General features: G+C 62.1%; 19 protein-coding genes. 5 read left to right on the top strand and 14 right to left on the bottom strand.

Going from position 1 to position 19,822, the window contains the following annotated elements:
• Nucleotides 1–92: 92 nt before the first annotated feature.
• The 8 genes from secG to PATSB16_RS12320 form a co-directional block, all read right to left on the bottom strand.
• The gene (gene secG / locus PATSB16_RS12285; RefSeq protein ID WP_047214407.1) at nt 93–482 is read right to left on the bottom strand and encodes a preprotein translocase subunit SecG; all 390 of its coding nucleotides are present in this window, start codon (nt 480–482) and stop codon (nt 93–95) included.
• Nucleotides 483–543: 61 nt separating this feature from the next.
• On the bottom strand, nt 544–1,323 hold the full coding sequence (gene tpiA, locus PATSB16_RS12290) for a triose-phosphate isomerase (RefSeq protein ID WP_047214408.1): 780 nt from the start codon (nt 1,321–1,323) through the stop codon (nt 544–546).
• 87 nt (nt 1,324–1,410) lie between these two features.
• Nucleotides 1,411–2,418, bottom strand: a complete 1,008-nt coding sequence (locus tag PATSB16_RS12295) for an NAD(P)H-quinone oxidoreductase (RefSeq protein WP_047214409.1) — start codon at nt 2,416–2,418, stop codon at nt 1,411–1,413.
• Between the two features lie 105 nt (nt 2,419–2,523).
• Nucleotides 2,524–4,743 carry a RelA/SpoT family protein gene (locus PATSB16_RS12300; RefSeq protein WP_047214410.1) on the bottom strand — a complete coding sequence of 740 codons (2,220 nt, stop codon included), beginning with the start codon at nt 4,741–4,743 and terminating at the stop codon, nt 2,524–2,526.
• A gap of 40 nt (nt 4,744–4,783) precedes the next feature.
• On the bottom strand, nt 4,784–5,146 hold the full coding sequence (locus PATSB16_RS12305; protein ID WP_047214411.1) for a RidA family protein: 363 nt from the start codon (nt 5,144–5,146) through the stop codon (nt 4,784–4,786).
• Nucleotides 5,147–5,177: 31 nt separating this feature from the next.
• On the bottom strand, nt 5,178–6,047 hold the full coding sequence (locus PATSB16_RS12310) for an alpha/beta fold hydrolase (protein ID WP_047214412.1): 870 nt from the start codon (nt 6,045–6,047) through the stop codon (nt 5,178–5,180).
• Nucleotides 6,048–6,198: 151 nt separating this feature from the next.
• Complete coding sequence (locus PATSB16_RS12315) at nt 6,199–6,837, bottom strand: CoA transferase subunit B (protein WP_047214413.1); 639 nt, start codon at nt 6,835–6,837, stop codon at nt 6,199–6,201.
• Between the two features lie 21 nt (nt 6,838–6,858).
• Nucleotides 6,859–7,557, bottom strand: coding sequence for a CoA transferase subunit A (locus PATSB16_RS12320; protein ID WP_047214414.1), 699 nt, complete (start codon nt 7,555–7,557; stop codon nt 6,859–6,861).
• Between the two features lie 159 nt (nt 7,558–7,716).
• Here PATSB16_RS12320 and PATSB16_RS12325 point away from each other — a divergent pair, with 159 nt between their 5' ends.
• The gene (locus PATSB16_RS12325) at nt 7,717–8,262 is read left to right on the top strand and encodes a PAS and helix-turn-helix domain-containing protein (protein WP_047214415.1); all 546 of its coding nucleotides are present in this window, start codon (nt 7,717–7,719) and stop codon (nt 8,260–8,262) included.
• A 27-nt stretch (nt 8,263–8,289) separates the two neighbouring features.
• Here PATSB16_RS12325 and PATSB16_RS12330 read toward each other — a convergent pair whose 3' ends face one another.
• Both PATSB16_RS12330 and PATSB16_RS12335 read right to left on the bottom strand, forming a co-directional pair.
• Nucleotides 8,290–9,357: a DctP family TRAP transporter solute-binding subunit gene (locus tag PATSB16_RS12330; RefSeq protein WP_047214416.1), complete on the bottom strand. Its 1,068-nt coding sequence runs from the start codon at nt 9,355–9,357 to the stop codon at nt 8,290–8,292.
• A 131-nt stretch (nt 9,358–9,488) separates the two neighbouring features.
• Nucleotides 9,489–10,265, bottom strand: a complete 777-nt coding sequence (locus PATSB16_RS12335) for an SDR family oxidoreductase (RefSeq protein ID WP_047214417.1) — start codon at nt 10,263–10,265, stop codon at nt 9,489–9,491.
• A 144-nt stretch (nt 10,266–10,409) separates the two neighbouring features.
• Here PATSB16_RS12335 and PATSB16_RS12340 point away from each other — a divergent pair, with 144 nt between their 5' ends.
• Nucleotides 10,410–12,083, top strand: coding sequence for an electron transfer flavoprotein-ubiquinone oxidoreductase (locus PATSB16_RS12340; RefSeq protein ID WP_047214418.1), 1,674 nt, complete (start codon nt 10,410–10,412; stop codon nt 12,081–12,083).
• A gap of 79 nt (nt 12,084–12,162) precedes the next feature.
• Here PATSB16_RS12340 and aroC read toward each other — a convergent pair whose 3' ends face one another.
• From aroC to PATSB16_RS12355, 3 genes are all read right to left on the bottom strand, one after another.
• Entirely contained in the window at nt 12,163–13,272 is a 1,110-nt protein-coding gene (aroC, locus tag PATSB16_RS12345) for a chorismate synthase (RefSeq protein ID WP_047214419.1), read from the bottom strand.
• 55 nt (nt 13,273–13,327) lie between these two features.
• A complete protein-coding gene (locus PATSB16_RS12350) occupies nt 13,328–15,238 on the bottom strand; it encodes an MFS transporter (protein WP_047214420.1) in 1,911 nt (636 codons plus the stop codon).
• A 108-nt stretch (nt 15,239–15,346) separates the two neighbouring features.
• Entirely contained in the window at nt 15,347–15,799 is a 453-nt protein-coding gene (locus PATSB16_RS12355; protein WP_047214421.1) for a CBS domain-containing protein, read from the bottom strand.
• A 188-nt stretch (nt 15,800–15,987) separates the two neighbouring features.
• Here PATSB16_RS12355 and PATSB16_RS12360 point away from each other — a divergent pair, with 188 nt between their 5' ends.
• The 3 genes from PATSB16_RS12360 to PATSB16_RS12370 all read left to right on the top strand — a co-directional run bounded on the left by PATSB16_RS12360 (nt 15,988) and on the right by PATSB16_RS12370 (nt 18,494).
• Nucleotides 15,988–17,274 carry an O-acetylhomoserine aminocarboxypropyltransferase gene (locus PATSB16_RS12360; RefSeq protein ID WP_047214422.1) on the top strand — a complete coding sequence of 429 codons (1,287 nt, stop codon included), beginning with the start codon at nt 15,988–15,990 and terminating at the stop codon, nt 17,272–17,274.
• Nucleotides 17,275–17,286: 12 nt separating this feature from the next.
• Entirely contained in the window at nt 17,287–18,102 is an 816-nt protein-coding gene (locus PATSB16_RS12365; protein WP_047214423.1) for an alpha/beta fold hydrolase, read from the top strand.
• A 74-nt stretch (nt 18,103–18,176) separates the two neighbouring features.
• On the top strand, nt 18,177–18,494 hold the full coding sequence (locus PATSB16_RS12370) for an Mpo1-like protein (RefSeq protein ID WP_047214424.1): 318 nt from the start codon (nt 18,177–18,179) through the stop codon (nt 18,492–18,494).
• A gap of 20 nt (nt 18,495–18,514) precedes the next feature.
• Here the strand turns inward: PATSB16_RS12370 and PATSB16_RS12375 are convergent, their stop codons facing one another.
• Complete coding sequence (locus PATSB16_RS12375) at nt 18,515–19,753, bottom strand: YihY family inner membrane protein (protein ID WP_237170230.1); 1,239 nt, start codon at nt 19,751–19,753, stop codon at nt 18,515–18,517.
• Nucleotides 19,754–19,822: the final 69 nt, after the last annotated feature.

Consider the following 19,822-nt stretch of genomic DNA (forward strand, 5'->3'; position numbering starts at 1 on the left):
CAAGACCGCCATTGTAACGCCATTGCTTTTTTTGTTCAACGCACAAAAGGCTTACGCGAATACAAATAGTCTTGTTGTCTTATTGCAAAAACTTACTTTGGTACGTCTTGCGAATTAGTTGTCGACGCTCCCGCCGGCGCACTGACGCCCGAGGCACCCGCCGCGACGGCAGATGCAGCCGAAGCGGCGGCTGGCGCCGTCGTCACCGGCACGCTACCCAACACGCCGGCAGACAGCTTGGGCTTGTAAGATCCGATGTAAGTCAGCGAAAGCGTGACGACGAAAAAAATGGTCGCAAGCACCGCCGTGGTGCGCGACAGAAAATTCGCCGAACCGGAGGCCCCGAACAAACTGCCGGAAGAGCCGCTACCGAACGCGGCCCCCATGTCGGCACCCTTGCCATGCTGAAGCAAAACCAAACCGATGATACCCAGTGCCGATAGCACCTGAACCACGATCAACACTGTTTTCAATAACCCCATCTCATCACCTATTCCAAAAATTCATGCGCCGCCCCTGAGCGGGCGGAGTTGAGCGGCGACGTCACGCCGCGCCGCAAATCGCGAGGAAATCCTCAGCCTTGAGCGACGCGCCGCCAATCAATCCACCATCGATGTCGGGCATCGCAAACAAATCGGCGGCGTTATCGGGTTTGACACTGCCGCCATAGAGAATCTTTACCGCAGCCACCTCGCCCCCTTTGGCCGCCAGCTGAGCTCGCAAGCGCTCATGCACCGCTTGCGCCTGCTCGCGCGTGGCCGTCTTGCCGGTGCCGATCGCCCAGACCGGCTCATATGCGACGACAATTCGCGCCGCCTGAGGCACGTCGAGCGCGGCGAGCACGGCGCCCAACTGACGCTCGACGACCGCATCGGTCTGCCCCGCGTCCCGTTGAGCCAGCGTCTCTCCAACACAGACGATCGGCGTCATTCCCGCGGCGAGCACCCGCCCCGTCTTGGCAGCGACCAGCGCATCGGTCTCGCCGTGATACGCGCGGCGCTCCGAGTGGCCAACGAGCACGTAAGACGAGCCAAATTCACCGATCATCGGCGCCGACACCTCACCGGTGAAAGCCCCATTGATCTCAGCCGAAACGTCCTGCGCCCCCCAGGCAAGCGGGCTGCCGCCAAGCAGTTGCTGACACTGCGCCAAGTAGGGGAATGGCACGCAAACGGCAGTAACCGCGCGCCCTTGCGCCAAAACCGGCGACGCCAGCAGTCGTGCCAATAATTCCGCGTTGGCAGCCAAGCTGCCATGCAACTTCCAGTTGCCGACGACCAATTTCGCCGCCGCTTTGTTCGCCTTCGCGCTTGCGGAATCCACGCCCCTTCACCCCATCAATAAGCAAAAAACTGGCTATTCTAATTCCCACCGCCCCAAAGGGTCAATTTTCGGCTTGGCGGCCCGGCATCAGGGCCACGTCAATACGATTTTTCCGATATGCGCGCTGCTCTCCATCAGCGCATGCGCCTGCGACGCATCGGTAGCTGAAAATGTACGATAAATCACTGGCCGGATAGCCCCGTTCGAAAGCAGTGGCCAGACGCGCTCCTTCAGTCGGGCAGCGACGTCGGCCTTGAAAGCGACCGAGCGAGGCCGCAGCGTCGACCCGGTGATCGTCAAGCGACGGCGCAGCACCTGGCCCAAATCGAGCGGCGCCTTTGCGCCTCCCAGCAAAGCGATCACGGCAATGCGCCCGTCGGTGGCGAGGCAGTCTATCTCGCGCGGCAAATAAGCGCCGCCGACCATATCCAGGATCACGTCGACGCCACGGCCGCCGGTCAACTCCTTCACGACCTGCGCGAAGTCCTCGCTCTTGTAGTTGATGCCGCGCTCGGCGCCCAATTTTTCGCAGACGCGGCATTTGTCATCCGATCCGGCAGTCGCGAAAACGCGGTGGCCGAGCGCCTTCGCCAGCTGGATAGCCGTCACGCCGATGCCGCTGGTACCCCCTTGCACCAGCAGGCTCTCGGGCGTGCCGTCCTCGGCGGTACCGAGGTGAGCGCGATCGAAGACATTGCTCCACACGGTAAAAAACGTTTCAGGCAGCGACGCTGCCTCCACATCGGACAACCCCTGAGGCACCGGCAGGCATTGCGCAAGCGGCGCGGTGCAGTATTGGGCATAGCCACCGCCCTGCACCAGCGCACAGACCCGGTCCCCAATGCGCAGCCCCCATCGGTTATCGGCGCCGTCCAACTGACCGTCGACGATCTCCCCGGCGACTTCCAGGCCAGGCAGGTCGGAGGCCCCCGGCGGCACCGGATAATTCCCTTGCCGCTGAAACACGTCAGGCCGGTTGATGCCCGCCGCCGCCACCTTGATCAACACCTCGCCCGGCTTCGGTTGCGGCATCGGCCGCTCGACCAATTGCAACACCTCGGGTCCGCCATACTGGGTAATTTCAATCGCTTGCATCACACGTTCCTCGCCATTAATGAGCATTCCGCATCAACGCCGCCGGGACGACGCCACCGCCGTTACGATAGCACTGACCGGCATGACCCTGTTGCCACGCCACGCCTACTTGCGCTTGGCGTCACGAACGCCGACGACACCGCCCAATTGCGCCAGCGCGCGCTGCAGCTGACCGGCGTCGCGCACCTCGACCGTGAACTGCATATACGCGTGCGCGGTGCGCGACTGCGTGTTCACTCCAGTCACATTGATCTTCTCACGAGAAAATATTTCGGAGATATCGCGCAATAGCCCTTGCCTATCCGTAGCCTCGATCTGAATATCGACCGGGTACGCCGCCTCCCCACGACCTTCGAGCACCTCGCTCGACCACGCGGCCTGGAGCACGCGCTCCGGGGCGCGGCGCCGCATCGCGGCGAAATTCCGGCAATCGCAACGGTGCACGGAAATGCCCTTGCCGTGGGTGACGAAGCCCACGATCTCGTCCGGCGGCGCGGGCTTGCAGCACTTGGCCAGCTGCGTGAGCAGCGCCCCAACCCCGAGCACCAGCACGCCGCTCGACGCTCCCTGCGCCACGCTGCTCTCCAGGCTCTTCTTGGCAACCAGCGCGTCGTCGCTACGAGCTTCCGGCGACGGCGCTCCGGAGAGGGCGCTTTCGACATGCCTGAGACTGAACTCTTCCTTGGCAACCGCTGCGTAAAACTCGTCGGCATTCTTGAACCCGAGCCGTGTGGCCAGCTCATCCAGATTGGTCGACGTTTTGCCTTCGCGCTGCAGTGTCTTGTCAATGATCGCGCGGCCATGCGCGATCGTCTCTTGCAATTCGACCGCGTTAAACCACGCGCGCACCTTGTTCCGGGCTCGCTGGCTGTGCAAATAACCGAGCTGACTGTTGAGCCAGTCACGCGATGGTCCGCCCTGCTTGACAGCCACGATCTCGACGGTCTGACCATTGCGCAGCGGCGTATTGAGCGGCACCATTGCGCCGTCGACCCGCGCGCCGCGGCAGCGATGACCCAATTCGGTATGCAGGTAATAAGCAAAATCGACCGGCGTGGCGCCTTGCGGCAAGGCAATCACGCGCGCCTGCGGGGTCATGACATAGATATGGTCATCGATGTTGGCATGCTTGAGCTGCTCCCACGGAGCGACATCGTCCTGCTCGACGCGGTCAGCGACGTCGTCTTTCCAGGCCAGCAATTGCCTGAGCCAGGCGATCTTCTCGTCATAGCTTTCGTTGGCGACGACCTGCCCGGCATAGCCACGCTGCCCGGCCTCCTTGTAGCGCCAGTGGGCGGCCACGCCGTACTCGGCGAAATGGTGCATCTCGTGGGTGCGGATCTGCACTTCGAAGGCACGTCCCTGCTCGTCGATGACAACCGTATGCAGTGATTTGTAGCCGTTTGGCTTGGGCCGCGAGATGTAATCATCGAACTCTTTCGGGATCGGCTGCCACAGGTTATGGACGATGCCGAGCACCGTATAGCAGTCTTTCACGTCGTCGACGATAACGCGAAACGCACGCACGTCGTATAGCTCGGCAAAGTCCAGCTCCTTGCCGCGCATCTTGCGCCAGATGCTGTAGATGTGCTTGGGGCGCCCGGACACTTCCGCCTTGACGCCGGCGGTGGTCAGTTCATGCTGCAGGCGTTCGATCGCCTGGCGGATAAATTGCTCCCGCTCGACGCGCTTCTCGTCAAGCAGGCGAGCGATACGCTTATACGTGTCGGGGTGCTCGAACCGGAAGGCCAGGTCTTCGAGCTCCCATTTCAATTGCCAAATGCCCAGCCGGTTCGCCAGCGGCGCGTAAATCTCCAGTACCTCGTGTGCCAGCTCGGGCGGCGGGGCGAGCTTCTGCCCCGCATACCAGCGCAGCGTCTGCACCCGCGACGCCAGACGAATCAGCACGCCCCGAATATCCTGCGCAAAGGCCAGCAACATTTTGCGCAACGCTTCGACCTGCGCCTTGCGCGCCGCCTGGGGATCCCTGCCGACCGACCGCGCGTTGGCCGTCACGCGCGTGCTCACGCCACCCAGCAGTTGCAGCTTTCGGACATTGACCACCAGCGTGGCAATTTCGGCCCCGAAGCGTTGCGTCAGCGTCTCTTGCGCATCCGTCACTCGCTCGGCCACACCGAACAGCGCCGCGGCTTTGCGGGTCAGATCGTCCACCCGCAGCGTGTCCAGAATCGACAGCATGCCCCGGGCGTGCGCCATCATGGGCTCGCCAGAACTCAGCGTAACGTCGCCGCAGAGTTCATCTGCGAAGGCCAGTGCGTCCTCCAACGTCGATTCGATAACGGGCGTTGTCTCGGGATTGTTCATACCACTTTCAAGCAGAAGCGCCGACGGATCATGGGAAAGCTCAACCGCCGCGTTGGGCAGCAACCACCACGATCTCGATCAGCAATTCGGGGCGCGCCAGGCGCGCCTGCACGGTCGCGCGCGGCGGCGCATTGCCCGGGATGGCGGCCACCCACGCATCCCAAACGCGATTCATGCCTTCAAAATTGGCCATATCCGACAAATAAATCTGACACGAGAGAATCAGCGACTTATCGCTGCCGGCTTCGGTCAGCAAGCGATCGATGTGGCCAAGCACTTCCTGCGCCTGCCCCTCAATACCCTGAGCCGTGTCGTCCGCAACCTGCCCGGCCAGGTAGACCGTGCCGTTATGAACGGCGGTGTCCGACCAGCGGGATTCCACATGAAACCGTCGTACCGTCATGATGCAATCATCCTCGATAAATACTGACAAATCATTTGACGAAGAACTCGCGCGCCACGCGAATCTGATCGTCGTGAACAAAAGTTGGGGCGTGGCCAACGCCGGGAATCTCGACGCTGCTGACCTGGCGGCCGCGTGCCTTCATCTCCGCCACTGTCTCGCGGGAAAGCAGATCCGAGTGCTCGCCCCGCACCACCAGCACCTCTCCATCGAATGCTTCGAGCGAAGCCCATAGCGTCATCTCGCCGGCCATCGCGAGTTGCGGCGTCACCGCGGCAAACGGCACGGCGATCGCCGGGTCGTAACGCAGTACGAAATAGTCATTTTCCTGCCGGATCAGCGGCAAACTGAGCGCGCGCCACTGCTCCGCCGTGTGCGGGCCGAATGACAGCGAGGTCATGCGCAGGTAGTCGATGCACGCCTCGAGCGTTGGAAAATGCGGCGCCTGCCCCAGATAATCGCCGATGCGCACCAGTGCCGGCGCATTGATGCGTGGGCCGACGTCGTTGAGCAGCATTTTCTGAATCGGTGTCTGCGGCAAACCAGCCAACCCCATGCCGATCAGCCCGCCCATCGAGGTGCCGAACCAATCGACCTGCGCTACCCCGAGCCGGGCAATCAGCGTCACCATATCGCTCACATACTGCGGCACCGCATAGCCGGCAGGGTTCTTCAGCCAGTCGGACGCACCGCGTCCTACGACGTCGGGGCACACGACGCGGTATACGTCGCTCATCGCCTGTGCCATCACGTCAAAATCGCGTCCGCAGCGCGTCAGGCCATGCACGCAGAGCAACACGCGAGGATTGGCCGGATCGCCCCATTCCGTGTACGCCATGCGGTGCAATCCGGAGGGGCTGAGGCACTGCACTGTGGCGAAGCGCGGTTGTGATATCGACATGGTTCTCTCACCTGCAGGAACAAAGGGTAGTGTCGATTCTACCGCGCTTGATCGCTTCGGGGCTCGCCAGACATCGTCGCGCTATCGCTGAACAAAAAAAGGGCGAGACATTCCGTCTCGCCCCGCATTCAGGTCGTATGACCTGTTTCGGTCAAACCGCGCTCATGTCGAGCGGCGCTCCCGTTTTTTGCTGGATTTCCTCTTTCGTGACACCGGGTGCCAGCTCCACGACCTTCAGGCCATCCGGCGTCACATCGATCACGCCCAGGTCGGTGATGATCTGGTCGACCACACCCACCCCCGTCAGCGGTAATGTGCATTCCTTAAGAATTTTGTGCACATCGCCCTTGGCCACATGCTCCATCAGCACGAGCACCCGGCCCACGCCGGCTACCAGGTCCATCGCCCCGCCCATGCCTTTGATCATCTTGCCGGGGATCATCCAGTTCGCCAGATCGCCGTGCTCGCTGACCTGCATCGCGCCCAGGATTGCCAGATTGATATGCCCGCCGCGGATCATCGCGAACGAGTCGGCCGACGAGAAAATCGACGAACCCGGCAGGGTTGTCACCGTCTGCTTGCCGGCATTGATGAGATCGGCGTCGACTTCGTCTTCGGTCGGAAACGGGCCGATGCCCAGCAGACCGTTCTCCGATTGCAGCCAGACCTCCATATTGGCCGGCACGTGGTTGGCCACCAGCGTGGGCAAACCGATGCCGAGGTTCACATAAAAGCCATCCTGCAGCTCACGCGCCGCGCGCGCTGCCATTTCATCGCGATTCCATGCCATGTCTATCTCCTCGTCGGTCCGTTATTTGGCACGTACCGTGCGCTGTTCGATGCGTTTTTCCGGGTGTTGGTTGTGGACGATGCGCTGCACGAAAATGCCTGGCGTGTGGATCTCGTCCGGATCCAGCTCGCCGGTTTCGACCAGAACCTCCACCTCGGCCACCGTCACCTTGCCCGCCATCGCGCACACCGGATTGAAATTGCGCGAGGTGCGGCGGAAGATCAGATTGCCGGCCTTATCGGCCTTCCAGGCCTTGACCAGTGCGACGTCGGCGCGCAGCGTGCGCTCCATCACATATTGCTGTCCATCGAACTCGCGGATTTCCTTGCCGTCGGCGACCACGGTGCCGACCCCGGTTTTGGTGAAGAACGCCGGAATCCCGGCACCGCCCGCACGCAGCTTCTCGGCCAGCGTGCCCTGCGGGGTGAATTCGAGCTCCAGTTCGCCGGCCAGGTATTGCCGCTCGAACTCCTTGTTCTCGCCCACGTAGGATGAAATCATTTTGCGGATCTGGCGCGTCTCGAGCAACAGCCCCAGGCCGAAGCCGTCGACACCCGCATTGTTACTGATGCAGGTCAGCTGCTTGACACCGGAGTCGCGCAACGCCGCGATCAGCGCTTCCGGAATGCCACACAGCCCGAACCCGCCCACGGCGATGGTCTGCCCGTCTTGCACGACCCCCGCAAGGGCCTCTTTGGCACTGGCGTATACCTTGTTCATCGGTTGTCCCTTTTCCTCGGTGGATGATTCAACTCAGTCGAACGACAAAAAGCTGCGTTAAATCTTGTTGTTAGCTGATTAGCTTACGCCCGGGCGGCGATCGGGCACAATACGTGAAATTACATATCGGCCAACCAAGCTGCCGCTCCACGCTCGCGTATGACGACACTCGACTACCGTACCGCCTTCCACCTCGCCCCGATCGGCCTGGTGATCTCCCGACAGCGTGTGATCGAAGATTGCAACGCGCAGGTCAGCATGATTTTCGGCTACCCGCGCGACCAGCTCATCGGCCAGTCGTTCGAAGTGCTGTACCCGTCCTCCGATGAGTTCGAGCGCACCGGCGAGCGCATTCCGCCCATTATGGTGACCCAGGGCAGCTACTCCGACGAACGCATCATGCGGCGCGCCAGCGGCGAACTGTTCTGGTGCCACGTGACGGGCCGCTCGCTCGACCTGAGTGCCCCCCATGCAGCCGGCATCTGGACCTTCGAGGACATGTCGGCGACCCGCCGCGTGGCGGTCGCGCTGACAGCGCGCGAACGGGAAATCGCCGCCCAGCTGGTGCAAGGCAAGACCAGCAAGCAGATTGGCAAGACATTGGCCATCAGTCCGCGCACCGTCGACATCTACCGAGGCCGCCTGATGCAGAAATACGCGGCGGGCACAGCCACCGAGCTGGTGCAGCGACTGCTCGGCGCATGAGCCGCGGGCTCGCGCCGGCTCCTCGACTCAGCGCGCGGCGCGCTTCTGGATCGCCGCTTCGCGCCGGGTGGCCTGCGCGACTTCCCTTTCCGCCTCGGTGACCAGATCGCGTCCGATCAGCACCTTCCATTTCAAATAAACGGGACGAGTCGCATCGACAAAGCGCTGCCGTTCCGCCGGCGTCAGGCGGGTCACCTTGACGCCGCGCTTGGCCATCGCCTGCCACACGGTCTGACCGGAATCGAGCGTGTCGTCGCGCTCGAGCGAGACCTCCAGGTGCGCCGCGTCGATTGCCGCCTCCCGTACGATCTCCTGATCGCCTGTGGTCCAACTATCCCAGACCTGGCGGTTGACCACGAATACCAGTGGGTCCGCCATGTAATCCCAAAGCGTCACATAACGCTGGCCAAAGTTGAACAGCTTGGCGCTGCAGTAAATGGAAATGGGGTTTTCCTGTCCATCGATCTCGCGAGACTTGAGCGCCGGCAGCACCTGGGACCAATTCATTTGCGTCGGGTATGCGCCCAGTGCGGTGAAAATATCGTTGAATAACAGTGAACCGACCACGCGAAAGCGCAAGCCTCGCATATCTTCGGGAGTGCGAATCGGGCGGCGCGAATTACTCAGCTCGCGAAAGCCGTTTTCGCCCCACGCCAGGGGCACCACCCCCTGCTCCTCGATGCGGGCAAACAGCTCCCGCCCCACCCGCCCGTGCATGATGGCGTCCATCGAATGCGCATCGCGCAGCAGGAATGGCAACGAAAACAGATTGAATTCGGGAATCTGCGGCGACCAGTTGATGGTGGAGCCCACCGCCATATCGATGACGCCCTGGCGCAAGGCGGCGAATTCCCTGGTCTGATCCCCGCCGACCAGCGACGCGCCGGTGTACAGTTTGATTCTGATGCGGCCCTTGGTCCGCTGGCGCACCAGATCGGCCCAGATCTGCGCGCCACGCCCCCAGGGCGATGTCGCGTCCGGCATGACCGACAGGCGATATTCGGGTTTATACTCCTGCGCCCTGGCCGGCCCTCCCGCTACGCCCAAAAGAAATGCCGCGGCCGCCAGCAGCAACCGCCAGCGGTGCCTTTGCATGCTGACCTCAAGAAAATTTCGAGCGGCACCCCATCCATTCAGGACCGCCGGTGCTCGCTTTCCGGTAACCAGTCGACATTATGCCCGTCGTTAGCGCCGCAGCATGCCCGGAAAATCCCGTAGGACTGCAATCAGGCGGCACTCATGCCATCGTCGGCGGTCATGATGGCGCCATTGATGAAATGCGATTCGTCGGCTGCCAACAGCAGCAGTAAACCGTCGAGATCGGCCGCCGTGCCCACCCGCTTGCGCGGCAGCATGTCGATCAGCTTGCGCCCGGCCTCGGTTTCCCAATGGTGATGATTGATCTCGGTGTCGATATACCCGGGGCAAATCGCATTGACGTTGATGCCGTAACGCCCCCATTCGACCGCCATGGAACGTGTCATATGGATCACTGCGGCCTTGCTCATGCAGTACACGCCAATCTGCGGCAGAGCACGCAAACCGGCAATCGAGGCGATATTGATGATGCGATGTTGCTGCCCCGGCTGCCCCTTGGAACGCAAAATCATCCGCTTGCCGACTTCCTGGGCCATGAAGAAAGCGCCGCGCACGTTGGTGTCGAAGACGAAGTCGTAGCCCTGAGGCGTCACGTCCACCAGCCGCTCCGTGGTCGAGACGCCCGAGTTGTTGACCAGAATATCGATCGCCCCCGCCTCGGTTTCCGCATGCGCGACGGCCGCCCGAATACTGTCGTGATCGGTCACGTCGACACGCACCACATGCGCCTCGCCCCCGGCGGCCTCGATCTCGGCGCGCAGTTCCTTGAGCCGCTCGACGCGCCGGCTGGCCAGCACGACCTTGGCGCCGGCTTGCGCCAGCACCTGCGAGAACCGCATGCCCAGACCGCTCGACGCCCCTGTGATCAGGGCAACCTTGCCCTCCAGATTGAGCGATCGTCCCATGAATGTCTCCTTGCACCGATGAATTAGAGGCTTATTTTCACCCACGATCGAACGATCGTGCTAAAAATACTTCTTTGCGAGGTGGCCGGCATTCCCGGAAAATGCCCGCAACCCACGAATTCTAACGTTAAGTGAGGAGAAACAATGAGCCAGAACCTACTCGAGCAATATGGCCCGAGAGAGTCCATGGAATATGACGTCGTGGTCATCGGCGCGGGTCCGGCCGGATTATCCGCCGCGATCCACCTGAAACAATTGGCACAGGAGCAGAACCGGGAGGTCTCCGTTTGCGTGCTCGAAAAGGGCTCGGAAGTCGGTGCTCACATACTGTCGGGCGCCGTGATGGATCCGCGCGCCATGACGGAGCTGTTTCCCAACTGGCAGGAACTTGGCGCACCGCTCGACACCCCCGTCACGGAAGACCAGTTTCTGTTCCTCAACGAGAACGGCAGCGCGCGCCGCACGCCCAACTGGGCATTGCCCGCATGCTTTCAGAATCACGGCAACTATATCGTCAGTCTGGCCAACGTGGTTCGCTGGCTGGGTCAGCAGGCCGAAGCGCTTGGCGTCGAGATATTCCCGGGGTTTGCCGCCGCGGAAGTGCTCTACAACGACGACGGCTCGGTCAAAGGCGTCGCGACGGGCAACATGGGCGTGGGCCGAGACGGCGAGCCGACTGAAAATTTCCAGCTTGGGATGGAGCTGCACGCCAAATACATGCTGTTTTGCGAAGGTGCCCGCGGACATCTTGGCAAGCAGTTGATCGCCCGCTACAAGCTGGCCGACGGCAAGGATCCGCAAGCCTATGGCATCGGCATCAAGGAATTGTGGGAAATCGATCCGGCCAAGCACAAGGCGGGGCTGACCATTCATACCGCCGGCTGGCCGCTCGACAGCAACACCTATGGCGGCTCCTTTCTCTATCACATGGGCAACAACCAGGTGTCGATCGGCTTCGTGGTAGGCCTGGACTACGAGAACCCCTACCTGTCGCCCTACGAGGAATTCCAACGCTACAAGACCCACCCGGCGATCCGCCATTATCTGGAAGGCGGCAAGCGCATCGCATACGGCGCCCGGGCCATCACCGCGGGCGGCATCCTTTCGCTGCCCAAGCTGGTGTTCCCCGGTGGCGCGTTGGTGGGCTGCGAGGCCGGATTCCTCAATGCGAGCCGCATCAAGGGCAGCCACGCCGCACTCAAGACTGGCATGCTGGCGGCCAAGGCCGCGTTCGACGCGCTCGCCAGTGGCCGGCAGTTTGACGAATTGACCGACTACCCGCTGGCTTTCGAAAAGTCGTGGCTGCATGATGAATTGCAAAAAGCCCGCAACTTCAAGCAATGGTTCAAGAAAGGCCGCACGATCGCCACGCTGATGACCGGCATCGAGCAGAAGTTGCTCGGCGGCAAGATGCCTTGGACGATTCATCGCACCAAGGCCGATCACGAATGCCTGAAGCCGGCCTCGCAATGCCAGCCGATCGCCTATCCCAAGCCGGACGGCAAGCTCACGTTCGACCGGCTCTCGTCGGTGTTCATTTCGAACACCAACCACGAGGAAAATCAACCGTGCCATCTGACACTCAAAGACCCGACGGTGCCGGTGGGCGTCAATCTGGCCGAATACGCCGGGCCGGAGCAGCGCTACTGCCCGGCGGGCGTGTATGAATTCGTCAAGAATGACGATGGCGCCGAGCGGCTGCAGATCAACGCGCAGAATTGCGTGCACTGCAAAACCTGCGACATCAAGGACCCGACGCAGAACATCGTGTGGGTGGTTCCCGAAGGCGGCGGTGGGCCGAACTACCCCAATATGTGATACGTCCCATCGGGCAACAAAAAGCCGCGAGGCCCTCAACAGGCCTCGCGGCTTTTATTTGTCTGGCCCGCCGCGTTGTTCAGGTCGATTCGGGCGCGCGCGCGGCGATCACCGGTGTGTCGACCGAGACCTCGCCGCACTGGGCGCGGTGCCGCAGCGCGTGATCGATCAATACCAGCGCCAGCAGCGCTTCGGCAATCGGCGTCGCGCGGATACCGACGCAGGGATCATGCCGCCCGAATGTTTCCACCATCGTGGGCTGGCCGGCCTTGTCGATCGAGCGGCGCGGCGTGCGGATGCTGGAGGTCGGCTTGATCGCGATCGACACGGTGATATCCTGGCCGGTCGAAATGCCGCCCAGCACGCCGCCGGCGTTATTGCTGAGGAACCCGGCGGGCGTCAGTTCGTCGCCGTGCTCTGAACCCTTTTGCGCGATACAGGCAAAACCCGCACCGATTTCGACACCCTTGACGGCGTTGATACCCATCATGGCATACGCAATTTCGGCATCGAGCTTGTCGAACAGCGGCTCGCCGAGCCCGACCGGAATACCGCTGGCGACCACGTTGATGCGAGCGCCAACCGAGTCGCCGACCTTGCGCAGATCGTCCATATAGGTTTCGAGCCGTCCGACCACGTCGGGGTTGGCCGCGAAGAATGGATTGTTGCGCACATGTTCCCAGCCGACGAACGGCACGTCGATCTCGCCCAATTGCGCCATGTAGCCGCGAATCTGCGTGCCGAATTTCTCGTTCAGCCACTTGCGTGCAACCGCGCCGGCCGCCACCAGCGGGGCGGTCAGGCGCGCCGACGACCGGCCGCCGCCGCGATAGTCGCGTACCCCATATTTATGCCAATAGGTGTAATCGGCATGTCCGGGGCGAAAGGTCTCGACAATGTTGCCGTAATCCTTGCTGCGCTGGTCGGTATTGCGGATCAGCAGCGCAATTGGCGTGCCGGTGGTGATGCCTTCGAACACGCCGGACAGGATCTCGACCGTGTCGGGCTCCTTGCGCTGCGTCACATGGCGGGACGTGCCGGGTTTGCGGCGATCCAGGTCGGCCTGGATGTCGGCTTCATTGAGCGCGAGCCCGGGGGGACAGCCGTCGATCACACAGCCGATGGCCGGGCCATGCGATTCGCCGAAGGTCGTAACGGTAAACAGAGTCCCTAGAGTATTGCCGGCCATGCGTCGTTATTCGTGCAGATACGGAAACCGCCATTATGCCAGCGAATCAGGCCGATCAGCATGGCCACGGCCCGCGTAACGCCAACACCTGTTCGCGCAGGTGCTCCGGCGTAGCGTCGGCGGCGCTCACCGGATCGCCGATCACGAGTTCCAGACGGTTGAGCAGGCCACGCCGGAAGGGTCGCGTCATCGCAGCACCGTCCTTGCGAGAGAAGAAGCTGCCCCACAGGCCGCGCAAGGCCATTGGCAATACCGGCACTGGCGAGCGGGACAGAATGCGCTCGACCCCGCGGCGAAACGGCTGCATTTGCCCGGTATCGGTCAAGCGCCCCTCCGCAAAGACGCATACGATCTCGCCGGCCTGCAGCGCCTGGGCGATCTGGTCATAGGCTTGCGCCAGCGTGTCGGCATCTTCGTGCGCGGGCGCGATCGGGATCGCCTTGACCGTACGGAAGAACCACGCCAGCAACGGAATCCGGAAAATGCGATGATCCATGACGAAGCGCACCGGACGCCGGATCGTGGCCCCGATCACAACGGCATCGACGAAGCTGACGTGATTGCAGACAAAAAGGCATGCCCCCTCGTCGGGCACCCGCTCTGCGCCCGTGACACGAATGCGGTAAACGGTGTGCAGCAATAACCACATCACAAAGCGAATCAGAAACTCCGGCACCAGCAAGTAGATGTAGATCGCGACCGCGGCATTGAGCAGCCCCGTGACCAGGAAAATCTCCGGAATCGAGAATCCCGCATGCGTCAGCGCCATTGCCATGAGCGCCGAGGCGATCATGAAAAGTGCATTGAGGATGTTGTTGGCCGCGATAATGCGGGCGCGATGCGTCGGCGCGCAGCGACTCTGGATCAGGGCATAGAGCGGCACGCTGTAAAAGCCGCCAAACATCGCCAGCAGGAACAGATCGACAAGGATCCGCCAATGCACGCCTCGCCCGAGGAACTCCGTCACACCCTGCAAATGAGCAAGCACCGACAGGTGGTGACTGGCGAAATAGAGATCCATCGCGAACACCGTCATGCCGATCGAGCCGAATGGCACCAGGCCCACCTCCACCCGCCCGCCGGACAGGCGCTCGCACAGCAGCGAGCCGATGCCAATCCCGATGGAAAACATCGCCAGCATCAGCGTCACGACGTTCTGATCGGCCGACAGGACGTCCTTGCCGAAATTGAAAAAGGCGGTCAGGAAAGTCGCACCGAGGAACCACAGCCACGAAATGCCCAGCAATCCCGTGAAAACCACGCGGCTTTCGCGCGCCAGCGCCAGATTGCGCCAGGTTTCCGAAAAGGGATTCCAGTTGATGCGCAAATCGGCCTGCGCAGCCGCGGACTCGGGAATCCAATGGGAAGCCACCCGCCCGGCCAGCGCCACCGAAAGACAAACGCCGCCGATCGCCAGCAAACCCGGCTCCCCTAGCCCGGCGATTTCACCGCCCGCGATCGTGCCGATCAAAATGGCGACGAACGTACCCATCTCGACCATGCCGTTGCCGCCGACCAGTTCCCGTTGATTCAAATGTTGAGGCAAGTACGCGTATTTGACCGGCCCGAAAAGCGTCGAATGCAACCCCATCAGAAATGTGCCGGTATAGAGCAGCGGCGCGCTGTGCCAGTAAAAACCCGCGGTGCCGAGCAGCATGATGCCGATTTCGAGTGTTTTGACCAGCCGAATCAGGCGCGACTTCTCCCATTTGTCGGCAATCTGCCCACTGGTGGCGGAAAACAGCACGAACGGCACGATGAAGATGGCTGAAATCAGAAACGCCGCCGTTTTGCCGTCCACCCCGGCGAACAGCGCGGTATGGTAGGTCACCAGCGACGTAAAGGCGATCTTGAAAATGTTGTCGTTCATTGCGCCGAGAAACTGCGTCCAGAAGAAGGGCGCGAAGCGGCGCTGCTTGAGCAACTGGTATTGACTGGGGGACTGGCCAGGCGCGTTTTGCGTCATGCGTATCCTTACAGAGGGTCACCGGCACAACTTTGTTGGGGGGGAGGAAAGCGACGGCGCACAAAAAAGCGCGCTTCACAGGCGCGCTTTCGTCGGCGGGAGATCGGATCACCCGGCGTTCTGCTCCTCTTCGGGCCAGTCACGAATGTAGGCCTTCAGCATCTTGTTCTCGAACGACTGCTCTTCGACAACCGCCTTGGCGACGTCGTAGAAAGAAATCACGCCCATGAGCATGTTGCTGTCCATCACCGGCAGATAACGGGCATGGCGCTCGAGCATCATGCGGCGCACTTCGTTGACGTCGGTCTCGAGCGTGCAGATCAGCGGATGATCGTCCATCACCTTGCGGATCGTCGTGCTGCCGACCGAGCCGCCGTTGGCACTGATCGTCTCGATGATTTCCCGGAACGTCAGCATGCCGACCAGATTGCCGGACTCCATCACGACCAGCGAACCGATATCGTTCTGAGCCATCGTGATCACGGCTTCGTTCAGCAGCGTATCGGGCGTCACAGTGAACAGGGTATTGCCCTTCACTTTCAGGATGTCACTCACACGCATGATTCGCTCCTCATTTTGGGGTGGCAATGCCGTCACCATATTTTGACCGGCAGCATCAAGGCCATATTTCGATGCTAGCCGAAACGCCCTGAAAAATAAAGGCGAAACTGCCCTCGTCGCCGCGGCCGAATGGCAATGTTAGGATGCATCCTACTTCGACTCAAGCAGCCGACCAACGGCTTCCGACCATGCCCGCCAATCAATTCGACACGCTGGCCCTGCACGCCGGGGCCGCCCCGGACCCCGCGACCGGCGCGCGCGCCACGCCCATCTACCTGAGCACATCGTTCGTGTTTCGCGACAGCGACCATGCCGCCGCGCTTTTCAATATGGAACGCGCCGGCCACGTCTATTCGCGCATCTCGAATCCCACTACGGCCGTCTTCGAGGAGCGCATCGCCGCGCTGGAAAATGGCGTGGGTGCGATCGCCACTGCCAGCGGCCAGGCTGCGCTGCACCTGGCCATCGCCACCCTGATGGGCGCTGGCGCCCATATCGTCGCATCGAGCGCCCTGTACGGCGGTTCGCACAATTTGCTGCATTACACACTGCGTCGCTTCGGCATCGAGACCACTTTCGTGCGCCCGGGCGACCTGGCGGGCTGGCGCGCCGCGCTGCGCCCCAACACGCGCCTGCTGTTCGGCGAGACGCTGGGCAATCCCGGTCTCGACGTACTGGATATTCCGCAGATTTCCGCCATCGCGCACGATCACGGCGTGCCGCTGCTGGTCGATGCGACTTTCACCACCCCCTACCTGCAGCGTCCCTTCGAGCACGGCGCCGATCTGGTCTACCATTCCGCCACCAAATTCCTCGGCGGACACGGCACCACGATCGGCGGCGTGCTGGTCGATGGCGGCACATTCGACTTCGAGCGCTCCGGCAAATACCCCGAATTCACGGAACCCTACGACGGCTTTCACGGCATGGTATTTGCCGAGGAGAGCACCGTCGCCCCGTTTTTGCTGCGCGCGCGCCGCGAGGGACTGCGCGATTTCGGCGCCTGCATGCACCCGCAGGCGGCCTGGCAGTTGCTGCAGGGCGTCGAGACGCTGCCGCTGCGCATGGCCCGGCACGTCGACAATACCCGTCGCGTGGTCGAGTTTCTGGCCGCTCACCCGGCCGTCGAGTCCGTCGCATACCCGGAACTGCCAAACCACCCCGATTACGCGCTGGCCAAGCGGTTGCTGCCCAAGGGTGCCGGCGCGGTCTTCAGCTTCAATCTGCGGGGCGATCGCGCCGCTGGCCGGCGTTTCATCGAGAGTTTGCAGCTGTTTTCGCATTTGGCCAACGTTGGAGACGCGCGTTCGCTGGTCATTCATCCCGCCTCGACCACGCATTTCCGAATGGACGCCGCCGCGCTGGCGGCGGCAGGCATCGGCGAAGGCACGGTGCGCCTGTCGATCGGCCTCGAAGATCCGGATGATCTGATCGCCGACCTGAAACGCGGGCTCAAGGCCGCCCAAAAATCCTGAGAGACCGATCCCATGATCCTGAACATCGCCGGACAAACCGCCTACGCCTATACGGGCGGCAAGCCGTTCGACCCCGCGCTGCCCACCGCTGTATTTCTGCACGGCGCGGAGCACGACCACAGCGTCTGGATTCTGCAGACGCGTTACTTCGCGCATCATGGCTTCAATGTGCTGGCCGTTGATCTACCCGGTCATCATCGCAGCTCCGGCGCTCCGTTGACCAGCATCGAAGCGCTGGCCGACTGGACGGTCCAGTTGCTCGACGCCGCCGGCGTGGCCCGCGCGCTTCTCATCGGACACAGCATGGGGTCGTTGATCGCCCTGGAAACCGCCGCCCGTTACCCGGAACGCGTCGAAAAGATCGCGCTGGTCGGAACCGCCTACCCGATGAAAGTATCGGATGCTCTGCTCGATGCCGCCGCGCATCGCGAGGCCGAAGCGATCGACATGGTCAACACGTGGTCGCACTCGAGTATCGCCAACAAGCCGTCGTTTCCCGCGCCCGGATTTTGGATGCATGGCGGCAATCAACGCCTGATGGAGCGCGTATCTCGCAGCAACTCCGCGCAGGTATTCCTGGTCGACTTCTCGGCGTGCAACAGCTACCGGAATGGCCTTGCCGCGGCCGCGCGGATCCGGTGCCCGGTCCTGTTCGTTCTTGGGCGGCGCGACGTCATGACGCCTCCCAAGGCCGCTCAGGCGCTGATCGACGCCATGACCGCCAGCGGCGTGACAGTCGACACGAGGTTGCTGGATGCCGGTCATGCCATGATGGGCGAACAGCCCGATGCGACACTCGATGCGCTGTACGGGTTCGCGCGACGATGACGCCCGGCCCTCACTTGCCTGGGCGGGCGAACGGGACAACAATGAACCAATAGGGAGCCTCTTCGGAGCCTGGCATGAGCAATGTCCGTACCGATCAATTTCGCACGTTCGCCGAGTTTTATCCGTACTACCTGGGCGAGCACAGTAACCGCACCTGCCGTCGCCTGCATTTTGCCGGCTCGCTCGGCGCATTGGCGTTGGTGGCGGTTTTCGCTGTCACGGGTAACCCGTGGTGGCTGTTGGGCGTGCCGGTCTGCGGCTATGCGTTTGCCTGGGTCGGGCACTTCTTTTTCGAAAAAAATCGCCCCGCGACATTTCGCCACCCGTGGTACAGCCTGATCGGCGACTGGGCGATGTTTCGCGACATTTGCCTCGGACGCATCAAGCTGTAGCGCTGCCTTATGAGCGCTGCCTACGCCGCGGGCTGGCGCAACACCTGCGCCAGCGGAACATCCCAGCGCCCTTCGCGCAGCATCGTTGCGATGCGTTCGCCATCGAGCTGACGCCGCGTCAATTGCTGCGACAGTTCGCCGAAGTCGATCGTCAGTTGCACGATCAGCCGCTCCAATGACGCGGTCTCGGGATTGACCAGCAACACCCAGCGGTCGGGCCCTTTCGGATTGGCGAGGCGGCCGATCCATTGGAATTGCTCGAGATCGCCCAGCAATTTTGCCGCATGGGTCAAGTCGGAATGCGTCTGGCGGGCCAATTCAAGCTGCGTCAGCCCCGGCTTACCGCCATCGCGCGCCTTGTCGAGCGCCGACAGTATCGTCAGCGCATCGAGCAAATAACTGCCGGGAAACTCGCGATGATGAAAGTGGCGCTCCCGGAACGACGGCAGCACCGCCGTCAGGGTCGCCCCCCACAAGGTGACCAGCCAACTCAGATAAACCCATAGCAAAAAAATCGGTATGGCGGCAAAGGCGCCATAGACAGCCGTGTAAGTCGGGAATTTTTTGATGTACAAGGCGAAACCACGCTTGGCGATTTCGAAGGCCAGCGCGGCGATCGTCCCGCCGGTCAGCGCATCGCGCCAATCGACCCGGCAATGCGGCATGTAAAGGTAGAGCAGCGTGAACGCCACCGCCGACAGCAGCACTGGCAAAAAACCCAGCGGCCAAGCCACCGCCAGCGGCAGCGTATGCACCAGCGACATCGACTGGCTCAGCGCGTAGGAACTGATCGACAGGCTCACCCCGAACAGCAACGGCCCGAGCGTGAGAATCGCCCAGTAGACCAACACCCGCTGGGCCAGCGGCCGAGGCCTGGGCACGCGCCAGATCACATTGAAGACCGATTCGATGGTCATCATGGTGGCCACCGACGTCAGCAGCAGCCCGATCAGCCCTACCGTGGTCAAGCTTTTGGCCTTGGCCGCAAACTGATTCAAATAGCGGAAGATCTGGTCGTTGACCGTGTCGGGCATCAGATGCGAGAGCAGGAATCCCTGCAGCGCATCGCGAAACGTATTGAACATCGGAAATGCCGTGAACAGCGCGAACGCCACGGCCAGCAACGGTACCAGCGCGAGCACGGTGGTAAACGTCAGGCTCCCGGCGATCTGCGGTATGCGGTCTTCCCGGCTGCGGCGCATCACGAACCTGACGATTTCCCGGATGCTTTCGAAGTCCAATCGGCTCGGTTTGTGCAAGAGTGTCCTCCCGGAGGGCTTGTGGCCGGCCGCGCGCGTGGCCGCAGTGAGAGCCCCTATAATAACTGC

It is taken from the genome of Pandoraea thiooxydans (assembly GCF_001931675.1).
GTDB classification, from domain to species: Bacteria; Pseudomonadota; Gammaproteobacteria; order Burkholderiales; family Burkholderiaceae; genus Pandoraea; species Pandoraea thiooxydans.